This is a genomic window from Nocardioides cremeus (genome assembly GCF_030518195.1).
In the GTDB taxonomy this organism is placed as follows: Bacteria; Actinomycetota; Actinomycetes; order Propionibacteriales; family Nocardioidaceae; genus Nocardioides; species Nocardioides cremeus.
The window spans coordinates 62,684-79,705 of sequence record NZ_JAULSC010000008.1; the positions used below are offsets into that span (position 1 = coordinate 62,684).

Annotated in this window: 15 protein-coding genes; 12 read left to right on the forward strand and 3 right to left on the reverse strand. The window is 72.5% G+C overall.

Translation table 11 applies throughout. From position 1 onward, the window contains the following. The first annotated feature begins 6 nt into the window (after window positions 1-6). The 6 genes from dxr (at window position 7) to QWJ41_RS10180 (ending at window position 7,025) form a co-directional block, all read left to right on the forward strand. Window positions 7-1,110, forward strand: coding sequence for a 1-deoxy-D-xylulose-5-phosphate reductoisomerase (gene dxr, locus QWJ41_RS10155; RefSeq protein WP_302707882.1), 1,104 nt, complete (start codon window positions 7-9; stop codon window positions 1,108-1,110). Beyond that, complete coding sequence (locus tag QWJ41_RS10160) at window positions 1,107-2,468, forward strand: M50 family metallopeptidase (protein WP_302707884.1); 1,362 nt, start codon at window positions 1,107-1,109, stop codon at window positions 2,466-2,468. Before dxr ends, QWJ41_RS10160 begins: the two co-directional genes overlap by 4 nt. 177 nt (window positions 2,469-2,645) lie before the next feature. Beyond that, window positions 2,646-3,584: a DUF559 domain-containing protein gene (locus tag QWJ41_RS10165; RefSeq protein ID WP_302707886.1), complete on the forward strand. Its 939-nt coding sequence runs from the start codon at window positions 2,646-2,648 to the stop codon at window positions 3,582-3,584. Window positions 3,585-3,722: 138 nt separating this feature from the next. Then, a complete protein-coding gene (locus QWJ41_RS10170) occupies window positions 3,723-4,886 on the forward strand; it encodes a helix-turn-helix domain-containing protein (RefSeq protein ID WP_302707887.1) in 1,164 nt (387 codons plus the stop codon). Between the two features lie 112 nt (window positions 4,887-4,998). Then, window positions 4,999-6,150, forward strand: coding sequence for a flavodoxin-dependent (E)-4-hydroxy-3-methylbut-2-enyl-diphosphate synthase (ispG, locus tag QWJ41_RS10175; RefSeq protein WP_302707888.1), 1,152 nt, complete (start codon window positions 4,999-5,001; stop codon window positions 6,148-6,150). A 29-nt stretch (window positions 6,151-6,179) separates the two neighbouring features. After that, window positions 6,180-7,025 (forward strand): GNAT family N-acetyltransferase, encoded by an 846-nt coding sequence (locus QWJ41_RS10180; protein WP_302707889.1) that lies wholly within the window; start codon window positions 6,180-6,182, stop codon window positions 7,023-7,025. A gap of 7 nt (window positions 7,026-7,032) precedes the next feature. On the opposite strand, the gene QWJ41_RS10185 is transcribed toward QWJ41_RS10180, so the two are convergent. Next, entirely contained in the window at window positions 7,033-8,019 is a 987-nt protein-coding gene (locus tag QWJ41_RS10185) for a WD40 repeat domain-containing protein (RefSeq protein ID WP_302707891.1), read from the reverse strand. 146 nt (window positions 8,020-8,165) lie between these two features. Here QWJ41_RS10185 and QWJ41_RS10190 point away from each other — a divergent pair, with 146 nt between their 5' ends. Then, window positions 8,166-9,965 carry a proline--tRNA ligase gene (locus tag QWJ41_RS10190; protein ID WP_302707893.1) on the forward strand — a complete coding sequence of 600 codons (1,800 nt, stop codon included), beginning with the start codon at window positions 8,166-8,168 and terminating at the stop codon, window positions 9,963-9,965. Then, window positions 9,962-10,720 carry an HAD family hydrolase gene (locus tag QWJ41_RS10195; protein WP_302707895.1) on the forward strand — a complete coding sequence of 253 codons (759 nt, stop codon included), beginning with the start codon at window positions 9,962-9,964 and terminating at the stop codon, window positions 10,718-10,720. The genes QWJ41_RS10190 and QWJ41_RS10195 overlap by 4 nt, the downstream gene beginning before the upstream one ends. Window positions 10,721-10,918: 198 nt before the next feature. Here QWJ41_RS10195 and QWJ41_RS10200 read toward each other — a convergent pair whose 3' ends face one another. Both QWJ41_RS10200 and QWJ41_RS10205 read right to left on the reverse strand, forming a co-directional pair. Continuing rightward, window positions 10,919-11,347: a ferritin-like domain-containing protein gene (locus QWJ41_RS10200; protein WP_302707897.1), complete on the reverse strand. Its 429-nt coding sequence runs from the start codon at window positions 11,345-11,347 to the stop codon at window positions 10,919-10,921. After that, window positions 11,347-11,871, reverse strand: a complete 525-nt coding sequence (locus QWJ41_RS10205; RefSeq protein WP_302707899.1) for a hypothetical protein — start codon at window positions 11,869-11,871, stop codon at window positions 11,347-11,349. Before QWJ41_RS10205 ends, QWJ41_RS10200 begins: the two co-directional genes overlap by 1 nt. 105 nt (window positions 11,872-11,976) lie before the next feature. On the opposite strand from QWJ41_RS10205, the gene rimP reads away from it, so the two are divergent. The 4 genes from rimP to infB all read left to right on the forward strand — a co-directional run bounded on the left by rimP (window position 11,977) and on the right by infB (window position 16,945). Next, window positions 11,977-12,543, forward strand: a complete 567-nt coding sequence (rimP, locus tag QWJ41_RS10210; RefSeq protein WP_302707901.1) for a ribosome maturation factor RimP — start codon at window positions 11,977-11,979, stop codon at window positions 12,541-12,543. Beyond that, window positions 12,543-13,541, forward strand: a complete 999-nt coding sequence (nusA, locus tag QWJ41_RS10215) for a transcription termination factor NusA (protein ID WP_302707902.1) — start codon at window positions 12,543-12,545, stop codon at window positions 13,539-13,541. Before rimP ends, nusA begins: the two co-directional genes overlap by 1 nt. Before the next feature lie 117 nt (window positions 13,542-13,658). Beyond that, complete coding sequence (locus QWJ41_RS10220; protein ID WP_302708048.1) at window positions 13,659-13,970, forward strand: DUF448 domain-containing protein; 312 nt, start codon at window positions 13,659-13,661, stop codon at window positions 13,968-13,970. 128 nt (window positions 13,971-14,098) lie between these two features. Then, window positions 14,099-16,945: a translation initiation factor IF-2 gene (gene infB / locus QWJ41_RS10225; protein ID WP_302707904.1), complete on the forward strand. Its 2,847-nt coding sequence runs from the start codon at window positions 14,099-14,101 to the stop codon at window positions 16,943-16,945. Window positions 16,946-17,022 lie beyond the last annotated feature (77 nt).

A 17,022-nucleotide genomic window follows, 5' to 3' on the forward strand; every position in this document is an offset into this window, starting at 1 on the left:
GGCCCGGTGCAGCGACGAGACGTAGTCATCCTGGGCTCGACCGGGTCGATCGGCACCCAGGCCCTCGACATCGTGCGGGCCAACCCCGACCGGTTCCGGGTGGTCGGGCTGAGCGCCGGCGGGTCGCAGCCCGACCTGTTCGACCAGCAGGTCGCCGAGCTCGCCCCGGCCTTCTCGGGGCTGGGGGAGCAGGCGTCGGTCGAGGCGGCCTCGATGGAGTGCGACGTGGTGCTCAACGGCATCACCGGCGCCGTCGGGCTGCGGCCCACGCTCGCCGCGCTCGAGGCCGGCACGACGCTGGCGCTGGCCAACAAGGAGTCGCTGATCATGGCCGGCCCGCTGGTGCTCGAGCGCGCCCGGCCGGGCCAGGTCGTGCCGGTCGACTCCGAGCACTCCGCGATCGCCCAGTGCCTGCGCGGCGGCTCGCCCGACGAGGTGCGCCGGCTGGTGCTGACCGCCAGCGGCGGACCGTTCCGCGGGCGCAGCCGTGACCAGCTGGGCGACGTACGCGTCGAGGACGCGCTGGCGCACCCGACCTGGTCGATGGGGCCGGTCGTGACCATCAACTCCGCCACCCTGGTCAACAAGGGGCTCGAGGTGATCGAGGCGCACCTGCTCTTCGGCATCGGCTTCGACCGCATCGACGTCGTCGTGCACCCCACCAGCGTCGTGCACTCGATGGTCGAGTTCGTCGACGGCTCGACCCTGGTGCAGGCCAGCCCGCCGACGATGCACATCCCGATCGCGCTCGGCCTCGCCTGGCCCGACCGGGTGCCCGACGCCGCGCCGGCCGTCGACTGGACCCGCCCTGAGACCTGGGAGTTCCACCCCCTCGACGACGAGGCGTTCCCCGCCGTCGCGCTGGCCCGCGAGGCCGGGGAGCGCGGCGGCACCGCACCCTGCGTCTACAACGCCGCCAACGAGGCGTGCGTGCAGGCCTTCCGCGACGGCCGGCTGCCGTTCGTGCGGATCGTCGAGGTGGTGCAGGCGGTGGTGCGGTCCCACGACGTAGGCTCGACGCAGCACCTCACTCTCGACGACGTGCTCGCGGCCGATGCCTGGGCACGCGAGGCGGCCGCCGACCTGATCCGGCAAGGAAGCCCCGCATGACCGCCCTGCTCTACCTCCTCGGCGTGGTGCTCTTCGTGCTCGCCATCCTGGTCTCGATCGGGCTGCACGAGCTGGGCCACATGATCCCGGCCAAGAAGTTCGGCGGGAAGGTGACGCAGTACTTCATCGGCTTCGGCCCGACCGTGTGGAGCAAGCAGGTCGGCGAGACCGAGTACGGCGTCAAGGCGATCCCGCTCGGCGGCTACGTCAAGATCGTCGGGATGCTGCCGCCGGGCGCCGAGCAGCTGGGCGAGACGACCCTCGACGCCGAGGGCAACACCGTCACCCGGGTGCGCAAGTCGAACACCGGCATGTTCACCCAGCTCATCTCCGACGCGCGCGCCGCCGAGTGGGAGCTGGTGCGCCACGAGGACGAGGACCGGCTCTTCTACAAGATGGCCTCGTGGAAGAAGATCGTGGTGATGGCCGGCGGGCCGTCGGTCAACATCCTGATCGCCTTCCTGATCTTCCTGGGCATCTTCTCCACCTACGGCCAGCGCAGCGTCGAGCCCGACGCCGGCCCCCCGGTCATCGAGTCCGTCTCCACCTGCGTGATCCCCTACGAGGACGGCGTGCGCGAGTGCCGGGCCAGCGACCCGCCGAGCCCGGCGTACGAGGCGGGGCTGCGCCCGGGCGACACCGTCACCTCGTTCAACGGCGTCAGCGTCACCGGCTGGGACCAGCTGCGCTCGCTGATCCGTGACAACGCCGGCGGCGAGGCCGTCATCGGCTACGAGCGCGATGGCGAGGCCCGCACCGGCACCACCTCGACCACGGTGCAGGCCCGCCCGACCTCCGACACCGACGTGACCCTGACCCAGGTCGGCTTCCTGGGCGTCACCCCCACCTCGCACCTCGAGGTCGTGCGCGGCGGCCCGCTGTTCACGCTGCAGGAGATGGGCGGGATGGCCAAGGACACCGTCGTGGCGCTGGCCACCCTGCCGGTCAAGGTGTGGGACGTCGCGCTGGCCGTGGTCGGGGTGCAGGAGCGCGCCGCCGACAGCCCGATCTCGATCGTCGGGGGCGGCCGGATCGCCGGCGAGGTGACCTCCGCCGAGTCGTTCCCTCTTGTGGAGAAGTCGGTCTTCCTGCTCTCCCTGATCGCGGGCTTCAACTTCTTCATCGGCGTCTTCAACTTCGTGCCGCTGCTCCCGCTCGACGGCGGCCACATCGCCAGCGCCGCCTGGGAGTGGATCCGCCGCGGCTGGGCCCGCCTGCGACGCCGCCCCGACCCCGGCTACGTCGACGCCGCCAAGCTGCTCCCCGTCGCCTACGTCGTCGCCTCCGCCCTGCTGGTGATGGGCGTGGTCCTGATCGTCGCCGACCTGGTCGTCCCGATGGACCTGGGCCTGCAGTAGCCCCGCCGGCTGCGTGGCCCCCGCGGGACGTCATACGGGCGGGAGGTCCGTCCGTGCGGGGCGTATGACGTCCCGGGATGGCCGGCGGGTGAGCACAGGCGGGCGTTCCCGCGCGGACGTCCACAGCCAGCGCTCGGCGCGAGGCGCCAGTGGCCTCGGGGCACGAGGGTCTTGCTCATGGACCCCCGCCACGACCAGGAACAGCTGCTCGCCAAGGCCCGTGCCCTGGGCCAGGACCAGGGCGGCGTGGTCTCGTGCCCTCAGCTCTACGAGGCCGGTGTGCCGCGCTGGCTGGTCGCGCGCGAGCTGCGGGTGGGCCGCTGGCAGCGCCTGGGCGACCAGGCGGTCTGCGTGCACAACGGGCCGGTCGTGGAGGAGGGGCACTGGTGGGCGGCGGTGCTCCAGGGCGGGCCTCGCGCCCAGCTGGACGGCGCATCGGCCCTGCTCGCCGCAGGTCTGCAGCGCTTCACGGTGGCGCGGGTGCGGGTCACGGTGCCGCGCGGAGCCCGGATCCGGCGCAACCCGCGCTACGACATCCGGCAGAGCCGACGCTGGCAGCGCGACGACGTGGCGCCCTCGGGCATCCCGCGCACCCGGCCGGCCGTCGCTGCGGTGCGCGGTGCCCTGTGGGCGCGCACCGACCGCGAGGCGACGTACCTCCTGACGGCTGCGGTGCAGCAGGGCCTGGTCTCCCCGACGGCACTGGGTGCCGAGATCCTGCGCATCCGTCGCGACCGGCGGCGGGCGCTCCTGCACGCCGTCGTCAACGACCTGCTCGACGGTGCCCGTTCGCTGGGGGAGCTCGACGTGGTGCGCGAGCTCGAGCGGCGCGGGCTGCCGCGCCCCGAGAAGCAGGTGCTGCGTCGCGACCACCGTGGCCGGTACTACCTCGACCTCAGCTGGCCGCACTTCCGGGTCGTCCTCGAGATCGACGGCATCCACCACTCCTGGGCCGAGAACGTGGTGGGCGACGCGCTGCGCCAGAACGCGCTGTCGCTGCAGGGCGACACCGTGCTGCGACTGCCGCTGCTGGGCTACCGGCTCGAGCCCGACCAGTTCTTCGCCCAGGTCCGGGCGGCGCTGGTCGCGGCCGGTTGGTCGGCCCGGGCGGCGTGAAGCGGGGACGTCATACGCCTGGCACGAGGGGACCTCCTGTGAAGTCTCAGGACTTCGCTGACAGTGGAAGTCTCAGGACATCGCTGACACCTGACCCGGTCGTCGCCAGGATTTGGCATGGCCAGAGATGGAGTTGCGGTGGATGCGAAGCTCGCCGCTGCGGTGGCCGCCTACGTGGCGGCGCCGCGCAAACAGAACGTCGCGGGGCTGTGTCGTGATCTGGGCATCAGCCGGCAGACGTTCTACAAGTACGTACGTCGGTTTCATGCGATCGGGGTCGAAGGGTTCTATCCCGATAGCCGTCGGCCACGCCGCAGTCCGAGCCGGTTCCCGGGTGAGCTCGAGGAGCTGCTGATCGCGATCCGCAAGCATGAGGCCGACACCGGCTGGGACTACGGCGCCGACGCGGTCCTGCTCAGGTTGGAGGAGAGGGTCAAGGATGACCCGAGCACCTGGCCGCCCGGCCAGCCGCTGCCTTCGCGTGCCACCGTGAATCGGGTCTTCGAGGCCCGGGGCCAGTTGGTGAAGGTCCCTCAGCGCAAGCCGCGTCGCCGCGGCGGGCACCGCTTCCAACGCGACCACGTCAACGCCTTGTGGCAGTTCGATGGGTTCGAGTACCGATTGGGTACCGGCATCAAGGTCATGGTCCTGCACCTGAGCGACGACTGCTCCCGACTCGATGTGGCCCTCCAGGCAGCCTGCTCGGAGAACGGTCGCGACATCTGGACGACCTTCTGCCTGGGCGTGGAGCGCTACGGTCTGCCCACTCAGGTCCTCACCGACAACGGCAGCGGATTCTCCGGACGGCGACGGGGCTGGGTAAGCGACTTCGAGCAGCATCTCTACGCCCTGGGCGTTGAACCCATCCAGGCCCGCGTCAGCCATCCGCAGACCTGCGGCAAGAACGAGCGGGCCCACCAGCGCGTCCTGAAGTGGCTCAGCAGGCGTCCCGCCGCCGCCGACCTAGCCGCCCTGCAGCGGCTCCTCGATGACTACCGCAGCACCTACAACGATCGCCGCAACCAGGTGCTGAACAAGCTCACCCCGCGCCAGCGCTTCGACCTGGGACCCGTAGCCACCCTCACCGACCTCCCACCGGTACGCACCGCCTTGACCCACCACACCGTGACCACGACCGGCTCGATCGGACTGGACGGCACCCTGATCGGCCTAGGTCGAGCCCACGCCCACAAGTCCGCACTCGCCTTCCGCACCGGCGACTACGTCGCGGTCTTCGTCGACGACCAGCTCACCCGCGACCTCATCATCGATCGCAGCCGCCGCTACCAGCGCAGCCAGTAGTGTCAGCGAAGTCTTGAGACATATGTGTCAGCGATGTCCCCAGACACGACAGCACGAGGGGACCTCCCGCCCGTATGACGTCCGGCGAGGGCCCGGTGAGTAGCCTGGCGCCATGACCGAGATCAACCTGGGCATGCCCGCAGCACCCCCGCCGGTGCTGGCCCCGCGCCGCCAGACCCGTCAGATCCAGGTCGGCAAGGTGGGGGTGGGCAGCGACCACCCGGTCTCGGTGCAGTCGATGACCACCACGCTGACCTCCGACATCAACTCGACGCTGCAGCAGATCGCCGAGCTGACCGCGAGCGGCTGCGACATCGTGCGCGTGGCGTGCCCCAGCCAGGACGACGCCGACGCGCTGCCGGCGATCGCGCAGAAGTCGCAGATCCCGGTCATCGCCGACATCCACTTCCAGCCCAAGTACGTCTTCGCGGCCATCGACGCCGGGTGTGCCGCCGTGCGCGTGAACCCGGGCAACATCCGCAAGTTCGACGACCAGGTCAAGGAGATCGCCCGGGCCGCACAGGACCGCGGTACCTCGATCCGCATCGGCGTCAACGCCGGCAGCCTCGACAAGCGGCTGATGGAGAAGTACGGCAAGGCCACCCCCGAGGCGCTGGTGGAGTCGGCGAAGTGGGAGGCCGGGCTCTTCGAGGAGCACGGGTTCCGCGACTTCAAGATCTCGGTCAAGCACAACGACCCGGTCGTGATGGTGCGCGCCTACGAGATGCTCGCCGCCGAGGGGGACTGGCCGCTGCACCTCGGCGTCACCGAGGCGGGCCCCGCCTTCCAGGGCACCATCAAGTCGTCGGTGGCCTTCGGCCACCTGCTGGCCCAGGGCATCGGCGACACCATCCGGGTCAGCCTGAGCGCCCCGCCGGTCGAGGAGGTCAAGGTCGGCCTGCAGATCCTCGAGTCGCTCAACCTCAAGCCGCGCCGCCTCGAGATCGTCTCGTGCCCCTCGTGCGGGCGCGCGCAGGTCGACGTCTACAAGCTCGCCGACGAGGTGACCGCCGGCCTGGAGGGCCTCGAGGTGCCGCTGCGGGTGGCCGTGATGGGCTGCGTCGTCAACGGCCCCGGCGAGGCCCGCGAGGCCGACCTGGGCGTCGCCTCCGGCAACGGCAAGGGCCAGATCTTCGTCAAGGGCGAGGTCATCAAGACCGTGCCCGAGTCGAAGATCGTGGAGACCCTGATCGAGGAGGCCATGCGCATCGCCGAGGGCATGGAGAGCGTCGACGGCTCGTCGGCCGAGATCTCCGTCGGCTGAGCACCCCCGCGACACGTAGGCTCGGTCAGGTGCTGACCACCCGCCACGGCGTCCGAGTCCTCGGAGCCGCCGACCTGGCGGACTTCCTCGCGCTCAGCGACCGCGACCCCGTGGTCAACGTCTTCGTCGACCACCGCGCGCGCAGCACCAACCTCGAGCCGCGCTGGCTCGGCGGCGAGGTCTGGGGCCGGTACGCCGACGGGCGCCTGGTGGCGGCCTGCCACGTGGGCGCCAACCTGGTCCCGGTCAACGCGACCCCCGACGACGCCCGTGCCTTCGCCGAGCGCGCCCTGTCGCGCAGCCGGTCGGTCTCGACGATCGTGGGGCCCCACGACGCGGTCAAGGCCTTCTGGGAGGTGGTCTCGGGCTCCTGGGGGCCGCCGCGCGAGACCCGGTGGCGCCAGCCGCACCTCGAGCTCTCGGGCCCCGCCGCGGTCGCGGCCGACCCCCGGGTGCGGCGTACGACCCGCGAGGACATGGACCTGCTCTACCCCGCCTGCGTGGCGATGTACACCGAGGAGGTCGGGCTCTCGCCGGAGGCCGGGGGAGGGGCCGACCTCTACCGCGCCCGCGTCGCCCAGCTCGTCAGCCGCGGCTGGTCCTTCGCCCGCTTCGACGACGGCCGCCTGGTCTTCAAGGCCGAGGTCGCCTGCACCTCCCCGCGCGCCGCCCAGATCCAGGGCGTGTGGGTCGCGCCCGACCGGCGCGGCGAGGGCCTGGCGATCGGGGGGATGGCCGCGGTCGCCGAGATCGTGCGCCGCGAGGTCGCCCCGACCGTCTCCCTCTACGTCAACGACTGGAACACCGCGGCCCGTCGGGCCTACCGCACCGTCGGCTTCGTGGAGACCGCGCGGTTCTCCACCGTCATGTTCTGAGCAGCCCTCAGGGCTGCTCGCCGGGCCCGAGGTCCGAAGCGAGCTCGCAGTCGCCGTCGGTGCAGCGCACCGCGGCCGTGGCCTCCTCGGTGGAAGTGTCGAGCAGGAGGGTGTCGGCGTCCTCGAAGAAGATCTGCGTGAAGTAGCCGGAGCGGACCCGGTAGCGACCGGTCAGCTCACCGCCGACGGTGCGCACCCACACCTCCGAGGGGCCGAGGCCGTCGTTGAGGAGGTGGACGGTCGCGAGGTGGCTGCCGTCCGGGGAGAACCGCACCACCCGTTCCTCGCAGGAGCGCCACAGCGTGGTGGCCGGGTCGGAGATCGGGCTCACCACGGAGCACCCGCCCTCGTAGGGGTCCTTGGTGAGGACCCCGAGCCGGTCGTTCGCGAGATCCGCTGCGTAGCCGGGGCGGGCGCTGATGCGGCGTCCTGAGTCGGTGGTCAGGTCCCAGGCGACCACGGGCCCCCTGTCACCGGAGTGCACGACGGTGGTCGGGTCGGCGTCGAGCACGACCTCGTAGCCCTTTCGCTTGCGGAGCCCGAGCCGCTCCCCACCGGTGCTGTCGTAGGCGCGCAGGACGGTGTGTCCCATGCGGTACCGGTACAGCGCGGTCACCAGCGTGGTGCCGTCACCGGAGAGCGTCGCCGTCTCCTGCTCGTAGACCGGCAGGATCTTGCGCGACCCCTTCCCGGGGGTCACCGCGCGCACCTGCGCGCGCCCGTCGCGGTGCACGACCACGACGTAGCGCCCGTCGGGGCGGGTGCCGAGCAGGCGCAGCTGTTGGCCGCGCACCCGGGTGCTGCGCGGGCCGTCGACGATGCGGCGGCCCTCGACGTACGGCGCTCCCGCGTCGGCGCCGCGCTCGAGCCGCTCGAGCCGGATCGTGGTGGGGCGCGGCTCGATGCTCGGCTCGGCGGCGACGGCCCCGGGCAGCAGGCCCGTGCCCAGGGCGCCCAGGCCCAGGACTGCGAGAGCGGTGGACAGACGGTTCATGGTGGTCCTCCGAGGGGGAGGGGCGCTCGCCGGTGGAGGGCCCAGTGCCAAAGAGACGCAGCCCGGCACCGAAAGGTTGCCGTGCTCCGGGAGCCAGCCGGAAACCGGTGCGCAGCGCCGGTCCCGCCCGCCGTACCCTTGCGCCCATGACTGCCTCGACGCGGAGCTCTGCCCGGATCCTGCGGATGTCCCAGCTGTTCGTGCGGACGCTGCGCGAGGACCCGGCCGACGCCGAGGTCCCCAGCCACCGCCTCCTGGTGCGCGCCGGCTACATCCGCCGCGCCGCCCCGGGCATCTACACCTGGCTGCCGCTGGGCCTGCGGGTGCTGCGCAACATCGAGGCCATCGTCCGCGAGGAGATGGACGCCATCGGCGCCCAGGAGCTGAGCTTCCCGGCGCTGCTGCCCCGCGAGCCCTACGACGCCAGCGGCCGCTGGACCGAGTACGGCGACGGCATCTTCCGGCTCAAGGACCGCAAGGACGCCGACTACCTGCTGGGCCCCACCCACGAGGAGATGTTCACCCTCGTCGTCAAGGACCTGTACTCCTCCTACAAGGACCTGCCGCTCTCGATCTACCAGATCCAGACGAAGTACCGCGACGAGGCGCGCCCCCGCGCGGGCCTGCTGCGCGGGCGCGAGTTCACGATGAAGGACTCCTACTCCTTCGACGTCGACGACGCGGGGCTCGACGAGAGCTACCAGCAGCACCGCGACGCCTACGTGCGCATCTTCGACCGCCTCGGCTTCGAGTACGTCGTGGTCAAGGCGACCTCGGGCGCGATGGGCGGCTCGCGCTCGGAGGAGTTCCTGGCCAAGGCCGAGGTCGGCGAGGACACCTACGTCAGCTGCACGACCTGCGACTACGCCGCCAACGTCGAGGCCGTCGAGGTGCGCGCCCCCGCGCCGGTGCCGTACGACGACGCGCCGGCCGCCCACGCCGAGCAGACGCCCGCGACGCCGACCATCGAGACGCTGGTCGACCACCTCAACGCCGAGCACCCCCGCGGCGACCGGGCCTGGACGGCCGCCGACACGCTCAAGAACGTGCTCGTGCAGCTGCGCCACCCCACCGGGGAGCGCGAGCCGCTGGCCATCGGCGTGCCCGGCGACCGCGACGTCGACCTCAAGCGCCTCGAGGGCCAGCTCGAGCCGATCGAGGTCGAGCCGATGGACGAGGCCGCGCTCAAGGAGCACCCCGCGCTGGTCAAGGGCTACATCGGCCCCGGCGTGCTGGGCGAGGAGAGCGCCTCGGGCATCCGCTACCTCGTCGACCCGCGCGTGGTCGAGGGCACCCGCTGGGTCACCGGCGCGAACGTCGACGGCAGCCACGTGCTCGACCTCGTCGCCGGGCGCGACTTCACCCCCGACGGCACCATCGAGGCCGCCGACGTGCGCGAGGGCGACGCCTGCCCGCGCTGCGACGAGGGCACCCTGCGCACCTCGCGAGGCATCGAGATGGGCCACATCTTCCAGCTCGGCCGCAAGTACGCCGAGGCGCTCGACCTGCGGGTCCTCGACGAGAACGGCAAGCTGGTCACCGTCACGATGGGCTCCTACGGCATCGGTGTGACCCGGGCGGTCGCCGCGGTGGCCGAGGGCACCCTCGACGACATCGGGCTGTGCTGGCCGCGCAACGTCGCGCCGGCCGACATCCACCTGGTCGCCGCCGGCAAGGACGAGTCGATCATCGCGGCCGCCGAGCGGATCGCCCACGAGCTGGCCGAGGCCGGCGTCGAGGTGCTCTACGACGACCGCGTCGGCAAGGTCAGCCCCGGCGTGAAGTTCAAGGACGCCGAGCTGATCGGGGTGCCGACCATCGTCGTGGTGGGCCGCGGCCTGGCCGAGACCGGCGAGGTCGAGGTCAAGGACCGCGCCACGGGCGAGAAGACCGCGGTCGCCGCCGACCACGTCGTGGCGCACCTGGTCGACCTCGTGCGCCGGTGAGCGCCGGGGTGCCGGGGGAGACGGGCGTGCCGGGCGTGGACGCCGTCATCTTCGACTGGGGCGGCACCCTGACCCGCTGGCACGACGTCGACTTCCACGCGGAGTCGCTGGCGCTGGCCGCGGCCGTGCGCCGCACCCCCACCACCACCGACGACGCCCTGCTCGACGACGGTGGCGAGCACGCCGCCCGGCTGCTCTCGGCCGGCGAGGTCGTCTGGGGTCGCAGCCGCGACCACCAGCGCAGCGCCACGATCGCCGACCTCTTCGTGGAGGCCGGCCTCGACCACGACCCCGACCTGCTCGCGGCCTTCCGGGAGTTCTGGGAGCCGCACACCGCCACCGATCCCGAGGTGCGCCCGCTGCTCGAGGCGCTGCGCGCCGACGGGCTGAAGGTCGGCATCCTCTCCAACACGCTGTGGCCACGTGAGTGGCACGTCGGCTTCCTCGAGCGCGACGGGGTCTACGACCTCGTCGACGGCGACGTCTACTCCAGCGAGATCGAGTGGACCAAGCCCTCGTCGCACGCCTTCGCCGCCGCGATGCGCGCCGTGGGCGTCGACGACCCGGCCCGCTGCGTGTACGTCGGCGACCGGCTCTACGACGACGTGTGGGGCGCCCAGCAGGCCGGCATGCGCGCGGTGCACGTGCCGCACAGCCGCATCCCCGCCGGCCAGGTGGGCCACACCGAGGGCGTGCCCGACGCCGTGGCGCACCGCCTCGCCGACGTGCACGCGATCGTCGCCGGCTGGCGCTAGCCGCGGGCGCCCGCGCCGTTCGCTGCAGGTTGTTGCAATGCAGGTTTGTGAGGAGCCGAGTGGTGGGTGGAGGCCCTCGGCGCAGGGCATGATCGAGGTGTCAGGAGCGCCGGGCCCCCCAGCAGGGCGCTCCTGACGCCGGCCCTGCGGGGGAGATCTCGGGACTCCCTCGCAGGCGGCCGGCGGGGGCCGCCGGGCTCAGGCCTGCTGGTCCAGCCCGGGCAGCGGCTCGGCCGCACCTCCGAAGCCCAGCACGGCCACCGCGGCATCGGTGAGCAGCTCGACGGCCGCGCGTCGGCGCGGACCCGACGTGGCCGCGACGAGGGCGGCGTACGTCGTGGCGCAGCGCTGCTCGAGGAGCGCCGCGGTGGCGGAGACCTGCTCGGGGGTGCCGAGCGGGCCGGGGGCGTCGTACGCCACGCGGGTGCCCACCGGCTCCTCGCCGAGATCGCGCAGCTCGACCTCGAGCGCGTCGCGGCGGTCGCGGTGGGCCGCCCAGGCCAGCGAGATCCGCTCGTAGAGCTCGGGCGTGGCCGAGAGCGAGGTGGCCGCGCCGAGGGTGCCGTAGACGTGGACGACCGCGTGCTCGGCGGCCAGCGTCTGCTGGAGGGCCTCGACGGTGCTCATCAGGCACCTCCGGCGGGGGTGACGTCGGCGAGAAGCACCTGCTGCTGGGACACGCCGGCGCAGACCGCCGCGACCAGGCGGGCCAGCGCGCCGCTCTCGGCGTCGACCGCGAGGCCGACGAGCCGTCGCCGGGCGGTCTCCTCGCGCTCGCGCACCGCCTGGAGCGCAGCGGCCGGCCGCCCCGGCACCCGGGCCCGCCCACGCGGTCCCGGGTCGTCGGCGCCGGTGGCCAGCACCGCCTCGAGCTGGGCGCGGTGCGCACGCAGGGCCGGCGCCAGCGGGCCGCGCAGCGCACGGTGGCGGTCCCGGGTCGCCTCGAGCAGCGCGACCAGGGCACCGACCTCGCCCAGCACCCCGGCGACGACCGCCGAGTCGGGCTCGGACTCGGCGTCCTCGACGCCGGCGCCGGGTGTGAGATCGGTCGCGGGCGCGTCGCTGCAGGCAGCGAGCAGCAGCGGCACCGGGGCCCCCAGGACCAGGGCGCGCAGCGCCGTACGTCGGGTCGCGGAGGGCTCGTGGGGCACCGCCCGACCCTATCGGCCGAAGCGCGCCCCGGGCCGGACAGGGGCTATCGTGGCCGCACCGCTACGCCCGCACCAGCACAAGAGAACACCGGAGGTCTCCGACCCGTGACCCAGCCCAACCAGGACACCACCAGGGACCGGATCGAGGCGGAGCTCGTCGCGCCGCTGCTGGCCCTCGAGCTCGACGTCGAGGCGGTGGAGATCACTCCGGCCGGCAAGCGCCGGGTGCTGCGCGTGGCCGTGGACAAGGACGGCGGCGTGACGCTCGACGACGTGGCCGCGGCCACCCGCGAGGTCAACCGGGTCCTCGACGAGTCCGACGTGATGGGCGAGCAGCCCTACACCCTCGAGGTCACCTCGCGCGGCGTGGACCGCCCGTTGACGCTCGAGCGGCACTGGCGCCGCAACGCCGGCCGGCTGGTCAAGCTGACGACCGCCGACGGCACCACCCTGACCGGGCGGATCCTCGCCGCGGGTGCGGACGCCGCCACGGTCGAGGTCGACGGCGCCGAGCACGAGGTGCACTACGCCGAGGTCACCAAGGCGCTGGTGCAGGTCGAGTTCAACCGCCCGGCCGCCGCCGCTGCCGGGGAGCCCGACGAGCCCGACGACGACGACGTCGAGGACGACATCACCGACGAGAACACCGACGAGTCGGGGGAGGACGCCTGATGGACATCGACATGAGCATCCTGCGGATGCTGGAGCGCGAGAAGGAGATCTCCTTCGAGGTCCTGGTCGAGGCGATCGAGCAGGCGCTGCTGATGGCCTACCAGAAGACCACGGGTGCCTACGAGGAGGCGCGGGTCGAGCTCGACCGCAAGACCGGCCACGTCACCGTGCTGGCCGCCGAGCTCGACGACGACGGCAAGAAGATCGGCGAGTTCGAGGACACCCCTCAGGGCTTCGGGCGGATCGCGGCCACGACTGCCAAGCAGATCATGCTGCAGCGCCTGCGCGACGCCGAGGACGACCTGCGCTTCGGCGAGTTCGCCGGCAAGGAGGGCGACATCGTCTCGGGGGTGATCCAGCAGGGTCGCAACCCCGACGACGTGATGGTCGACCTCGGCAAGCTCGAGGCGCTGCTGCCGGTCAGCGAGCGGGTCCCCGGCGAGGACTACAGCCATGGCACCCGCATCAAGTGCCTGGTGGTCTCGGTGCGCAAGGGCATGCGCGGCCCGCAGATCACGCTCTCGCGCTCGCACCCCAACCTGGTCAAGCGGCTCTTCGCCCTCGAGGTCCCCGAGATCGCCGACGGCACCGTCGAGATCGCGGCGGTGGCCCGCGAGGCCGGGCACCGCACCAAGATGGCGGTCACCAGCAGCGCGTCCGGAGTCAACCCCAAGGGTGCCTGCATCGGCCCGATGGGCCAGCGGGTGCGCAGCGTGATGGCCGAGCTCAACGGCGAGAAGATCGACATCGTGGACTGGGCGGAGGACCCCGCCACGCTGGTCGCCTCCGCCCTGTCCCCGGCGCGCGTCACCTCCGTCGAGATCGTCGACGCCGCGGCACGCTCGGCGCGCGTGGTCGTGCCCGACTTCCAGCTCTCGCTGGCCATCGGCAAGGAGGGCCAGAACGCCCGCCTGGCCGCGCGGCTGACCGGGTGGCGCATCGACATCCGCAGCGACGAGGCACCCCGCGAGACCGAGGTCGTGGCGCCTCCCTCCTGAGCCTCCCGGTTCGGTCCCTGGGGGTCCGACCCGCTAAGGTTGTCGCTGGTGGTCCCTCCAGACGTTGTCCCTGCGCCCACGGCCGATCCCGCCTCCAGCGGGCCCGTCCGGACCTGCGTGGGATGTCGGGAGCGGGCCGCCAAGGACGAGTTGTTGCGTCTCGTCGTCGGCTCGGACCCGCACGGCCACCCGGCCGTCGTGCCCGATCCCGGGGGCGGCGCGGCCGGTCGTGGGGCGCACCTGCACCCGACGACCGCGTGCCTCGACCTCGCGGTGCGGAGGAGGGCCTTCGCCCGGGCGCTGCGCGTCAGCGGCGGGCCGGGACTCTCCAGCACACCGGTGGCCGAGCACCTCGCGGCCAGCACCAGCACGACCAGCCAGACCAGCACGACCAGCAACAGCACCGAAGACAGCGAGGCGGTCCGATGACCGCCCGGACGACCAGGAACTGGAGCAGCAGCTCATGAGCACTCGATGAGTTCTTCCCGATGAGTTTGCACCACCACTAACGGTCCCCAGGACGCCCGTGACCCGGGTCTGGGGCCAGAAGGAGAATTGTGGCCAAGACCCGCGTACACGAGCTCGCCAAGGAGTTCGGCGTCGAGAGCAAGTTCGTTCTCGAGAAGTTCAAGGAGATGGGGGAGTTCGTCAAGTCGGCGAGCTCCACCGTGGAGCTGCCGGCGGAGATGCGTTTCCGCAAGGAGTACGGCGACAAGCTGAAGGCCGAGACGCCTGCCAGCCCCGCCCCGGCCAGCCCGGCCTCCTCCGCCCGACCCGGCCCCAAGCCGGGCCCCAAGGCGCCCAAGCCGGCCGCCGCCCCGGAGACCCCGGAGGCCCCCGAGGCGCCCGCCGCCGAGCAGGCACCCGCCGCTGCGGCTCCCGAGGCGCCCGCCGCCCCCGAGACCCCCGCCGCCGAGGCCCCCGCGGCCCCGAGCGCACCGCGTCCCGGCCCCAAGCCGGCCCCGCGTCCCGCGGCCAAGCAGGCCCCGGCCAAGGACGAGCCCCAGGCGCCTGCCGCCAAGTCCGACGGTGGCGAGGGTGCCGGCAAGCCGGCCCCGCGTCCGGTCGGTCGCCCCGGCACCCCGCGTCCGGGCAACAACCCGTTCTCCTCGAGCCAGGGCATGGGCCGCAAGCCCTCCCCGGCCCCCGGTGGCGAGCGTGGCCCGTCGGCGCCCGGCGCCGGCGACCAGCGCCCGCCGCGTCCGCCGGCCGGCCGTGACGGTGGCGCCCCCGGGCGCTCCGGCATGCCGCGCCCCAACCCGGCGATGATGCCCAAGTCCCCGGCCGCCTTCGGCTCGGGCCCCGGCGGTCGTCCCGCTCCCGGCGCCGGCCGTCCCGGCCCCGGCGGCCGTCCCGGTGCTCCGGGTCGCGGTGGCGCCGGTGCTCCCGGTCGTCCCGGTGGCGCTCCCGGCGGCTTCGCCGGTCGTCCCGGCGGCGGTGGCCGTCCCGGTGGCGGTCGTCCCGGCCAGCGCGGCCAGACCCAGGGTGCGTTCGGTCGCCCCGGCGGGCCGTCGCGTCGCGGTCGCAAGTCGAAGCGGGCGCGTCGTCAGGAGTTCGAGGCCATGGAGGCCCCGACCCTGGGCGGCATGCGTGTCCGCAAGGGCAACGGCGAGATCGTGCGCTTGGCGCGCGGCGCCTCGCTGACCGACTTCGCCGAGAAGGTCGGCGTCGACGCCGCCCAGCTGGTGCAGATGCTCTTCCACCTCGGTGAGATGGTCACCGCGACCGAGTCGGTCAACGACGCGACGCTCGAGCTGCTCGGTGAGGAGCTCAACTACACCGTGCAGGTCGTCTCGCCCGAGGACGAGGACCGCGAGCTGCTCGAGTCCTTCGACCTGGAGTTCGGCGAGGACGAGGGCGACGAGTCCGACCTGATGGTGCGGCCCCCGGTCGTCACCGTCATGGGTCACGTCGACCACGGCAAGACCAAGCTCCTCGACGCGCTGCGCAGCGCCAACGTCGTCGACAAGGAGGCCGGTGGCATCACCCAGCACATCGGTGCCTACCAGGTCACCACCGACGTCGACGGCAACGAGCGACGCATCACCTTCATCGACACCCCGGGCCACGAGGCGTTCACCTCGATGCGTGCCCGTGGTGCGCAGGCCACCGACATCGCGATCCTCGTGGTCGCGGCCGACGACGGCGTGATGCCCCAGACCATCGAGGCGCTCAACCACGCCAAGGCGGCCGGTGTGCCGATCGTGGTCGCGGTCAACAAGATCGACAAGGAGAGCGCCGACCCGACCAAGGTCCGTGGCCAGCTCTCCGAGTACGGCCTGGTGCCCGAGGAGTACGGCGGCGACGCGATGTTCGTCGACGTCTCGGCCAAGTCCGAGCTCAACCTCGACAAGCTGCTCGAGGCCGTCGTGCTGACCGCCGACGCCTCGCTCGACCTGCGGGCCAACCCCGAGCAGGACGCGCAGGGCCTGGTCATCGAGGCGCACCTCGACCGCGGTCGCGGTCCGGTCGCCACGATCCTGGTCCAGCGCGGCACGCTGCGCGTGGGCGACTCGATCGTGGCGGGCCCGGCGTACGGCCGGGTGCGCGCCATGCTCGACGAGCACGGCGAGTCGATCACCGAGGCCGACCCGTCGCGTCCCGCGATGGTGCTGGGCCTCACGGCCACCCCGGGTGCGGGCCAGAACTTCCTGGTCGTCGACGACGACCGGATGGCCCGCCAGATCGCCGAGAAGCGCGAGGCGCGCGAGCGTGCGGCCATGCAGGCCAAGCGTCGCGTCCGCCGCACGCTCGAGGACTTCATGGCCTCCATGGAGAAGGGCGAGAGCCAGGAGCTCAACCTGATCCTCAAGGGCGACGTGTCCGGTTCGGTCGAGGCGCTCGAGGACGCCCTGTCCGCCCTCGACGTCGGCGACGAGGTCAGCCTGCGGGTCATCGACCGCGGCGTCGGTGCGATCACCGAGACCAACGTCGACCTCGCGGCCGCCTCCGACGCGATCATCATCGGCTTCAACGTCCGGCCCCAGGGCAAGGCGACCGAGATGGCCGACAAGGAGGGTGTCGAGATCCGCTACTACTCGGTCATCTACCAGGCGATCGAGGAGATCGAGGCGGCCCTCAAGGGCATGCTCAAGCCCATCTACGAGGAGTCGACCCTGGGTCAGGCGGAGATCCGCGCGATCTTCCGCTCCTCCAAGATCGGCAACATCGCGGGCTGCATGGTCACCAGCGGCCTGATCCGGCGCAACGCGAAGGTGCGGGTCATCCGCGACGGCAACGTCGTGGCCGACAACCTCGACCTGGCCTCGCTGAAGCGGGAGAAGGACGACGCCTCCGAGGTCCGCGAGGGCTTCGAGTGCGGTCTGGTGCTCAAGAACTTCCAGGACATCAAGGAGGGCGACGTCGTGGAGGCCTTCGAGATGAAGGAGATCCCGCGCGGCTGAGCCCAGCACGACCCGCTGCCTGAGCGCAGCACGCGACACCCGGGCGCCCGTCCCCACCTCGGTGGGGGCGGGCGCCC

Excerpts from the sequence above, each read along its gene's own strand:
- QWJ41_RS10160 (WP_302707884.1), top strand. The coding sequence starts at position 1,107 with ATGACCGCCCTGCTCTACCTCCTCGGCGTGGTGCTCTTCGTGCTCGCC.
- QWJ41_RS10165 (WP_302707886.1), top strand. The coding sequence starts at position 2,646 with ATGGACCCCCGCCACGACCAGGAACAGCTGCTCGCCAAGGCCCGTGCC.
- ispG (WP_302707888.1), top strand. The coding sequence starts at position 4,999 with ATGACCGAGATCAACCTGGGCATGCCCGCAGCACCCCCGCCGGTGCTG.
- QWJ41_RS10185 (WP_302707891.1), bottom strand. The coding sequence starts at position 8,019 with ATGAACCGTCTGTCCACCGCTCTCGCAGTCCTGGGCCTGGGCGCCCTG.
- QWJ41_RS10190 (WP_302707893.1), top strand. The coding sequence starts at position 8,166 with ATGACTGCCTCGACGCGGAGCTCTGCCCGGATCCTGCGGATGTCCCAG.
- QWJ41_RS10200 (WP_302707897.1), bottom strand. The coding sequence starts at position 11,347 with ATGAGCACCGTCGAGGCCCTCCAGCAGACGCTGGCCGCCGAGCACGCG.
- nusA (WP_302707902.1), top strand. The coding sequence starts at position 12,543 with ATGGACATCGACATGAGCATCCTGCGGATGCTGGAGCGCGAGAAGGAG.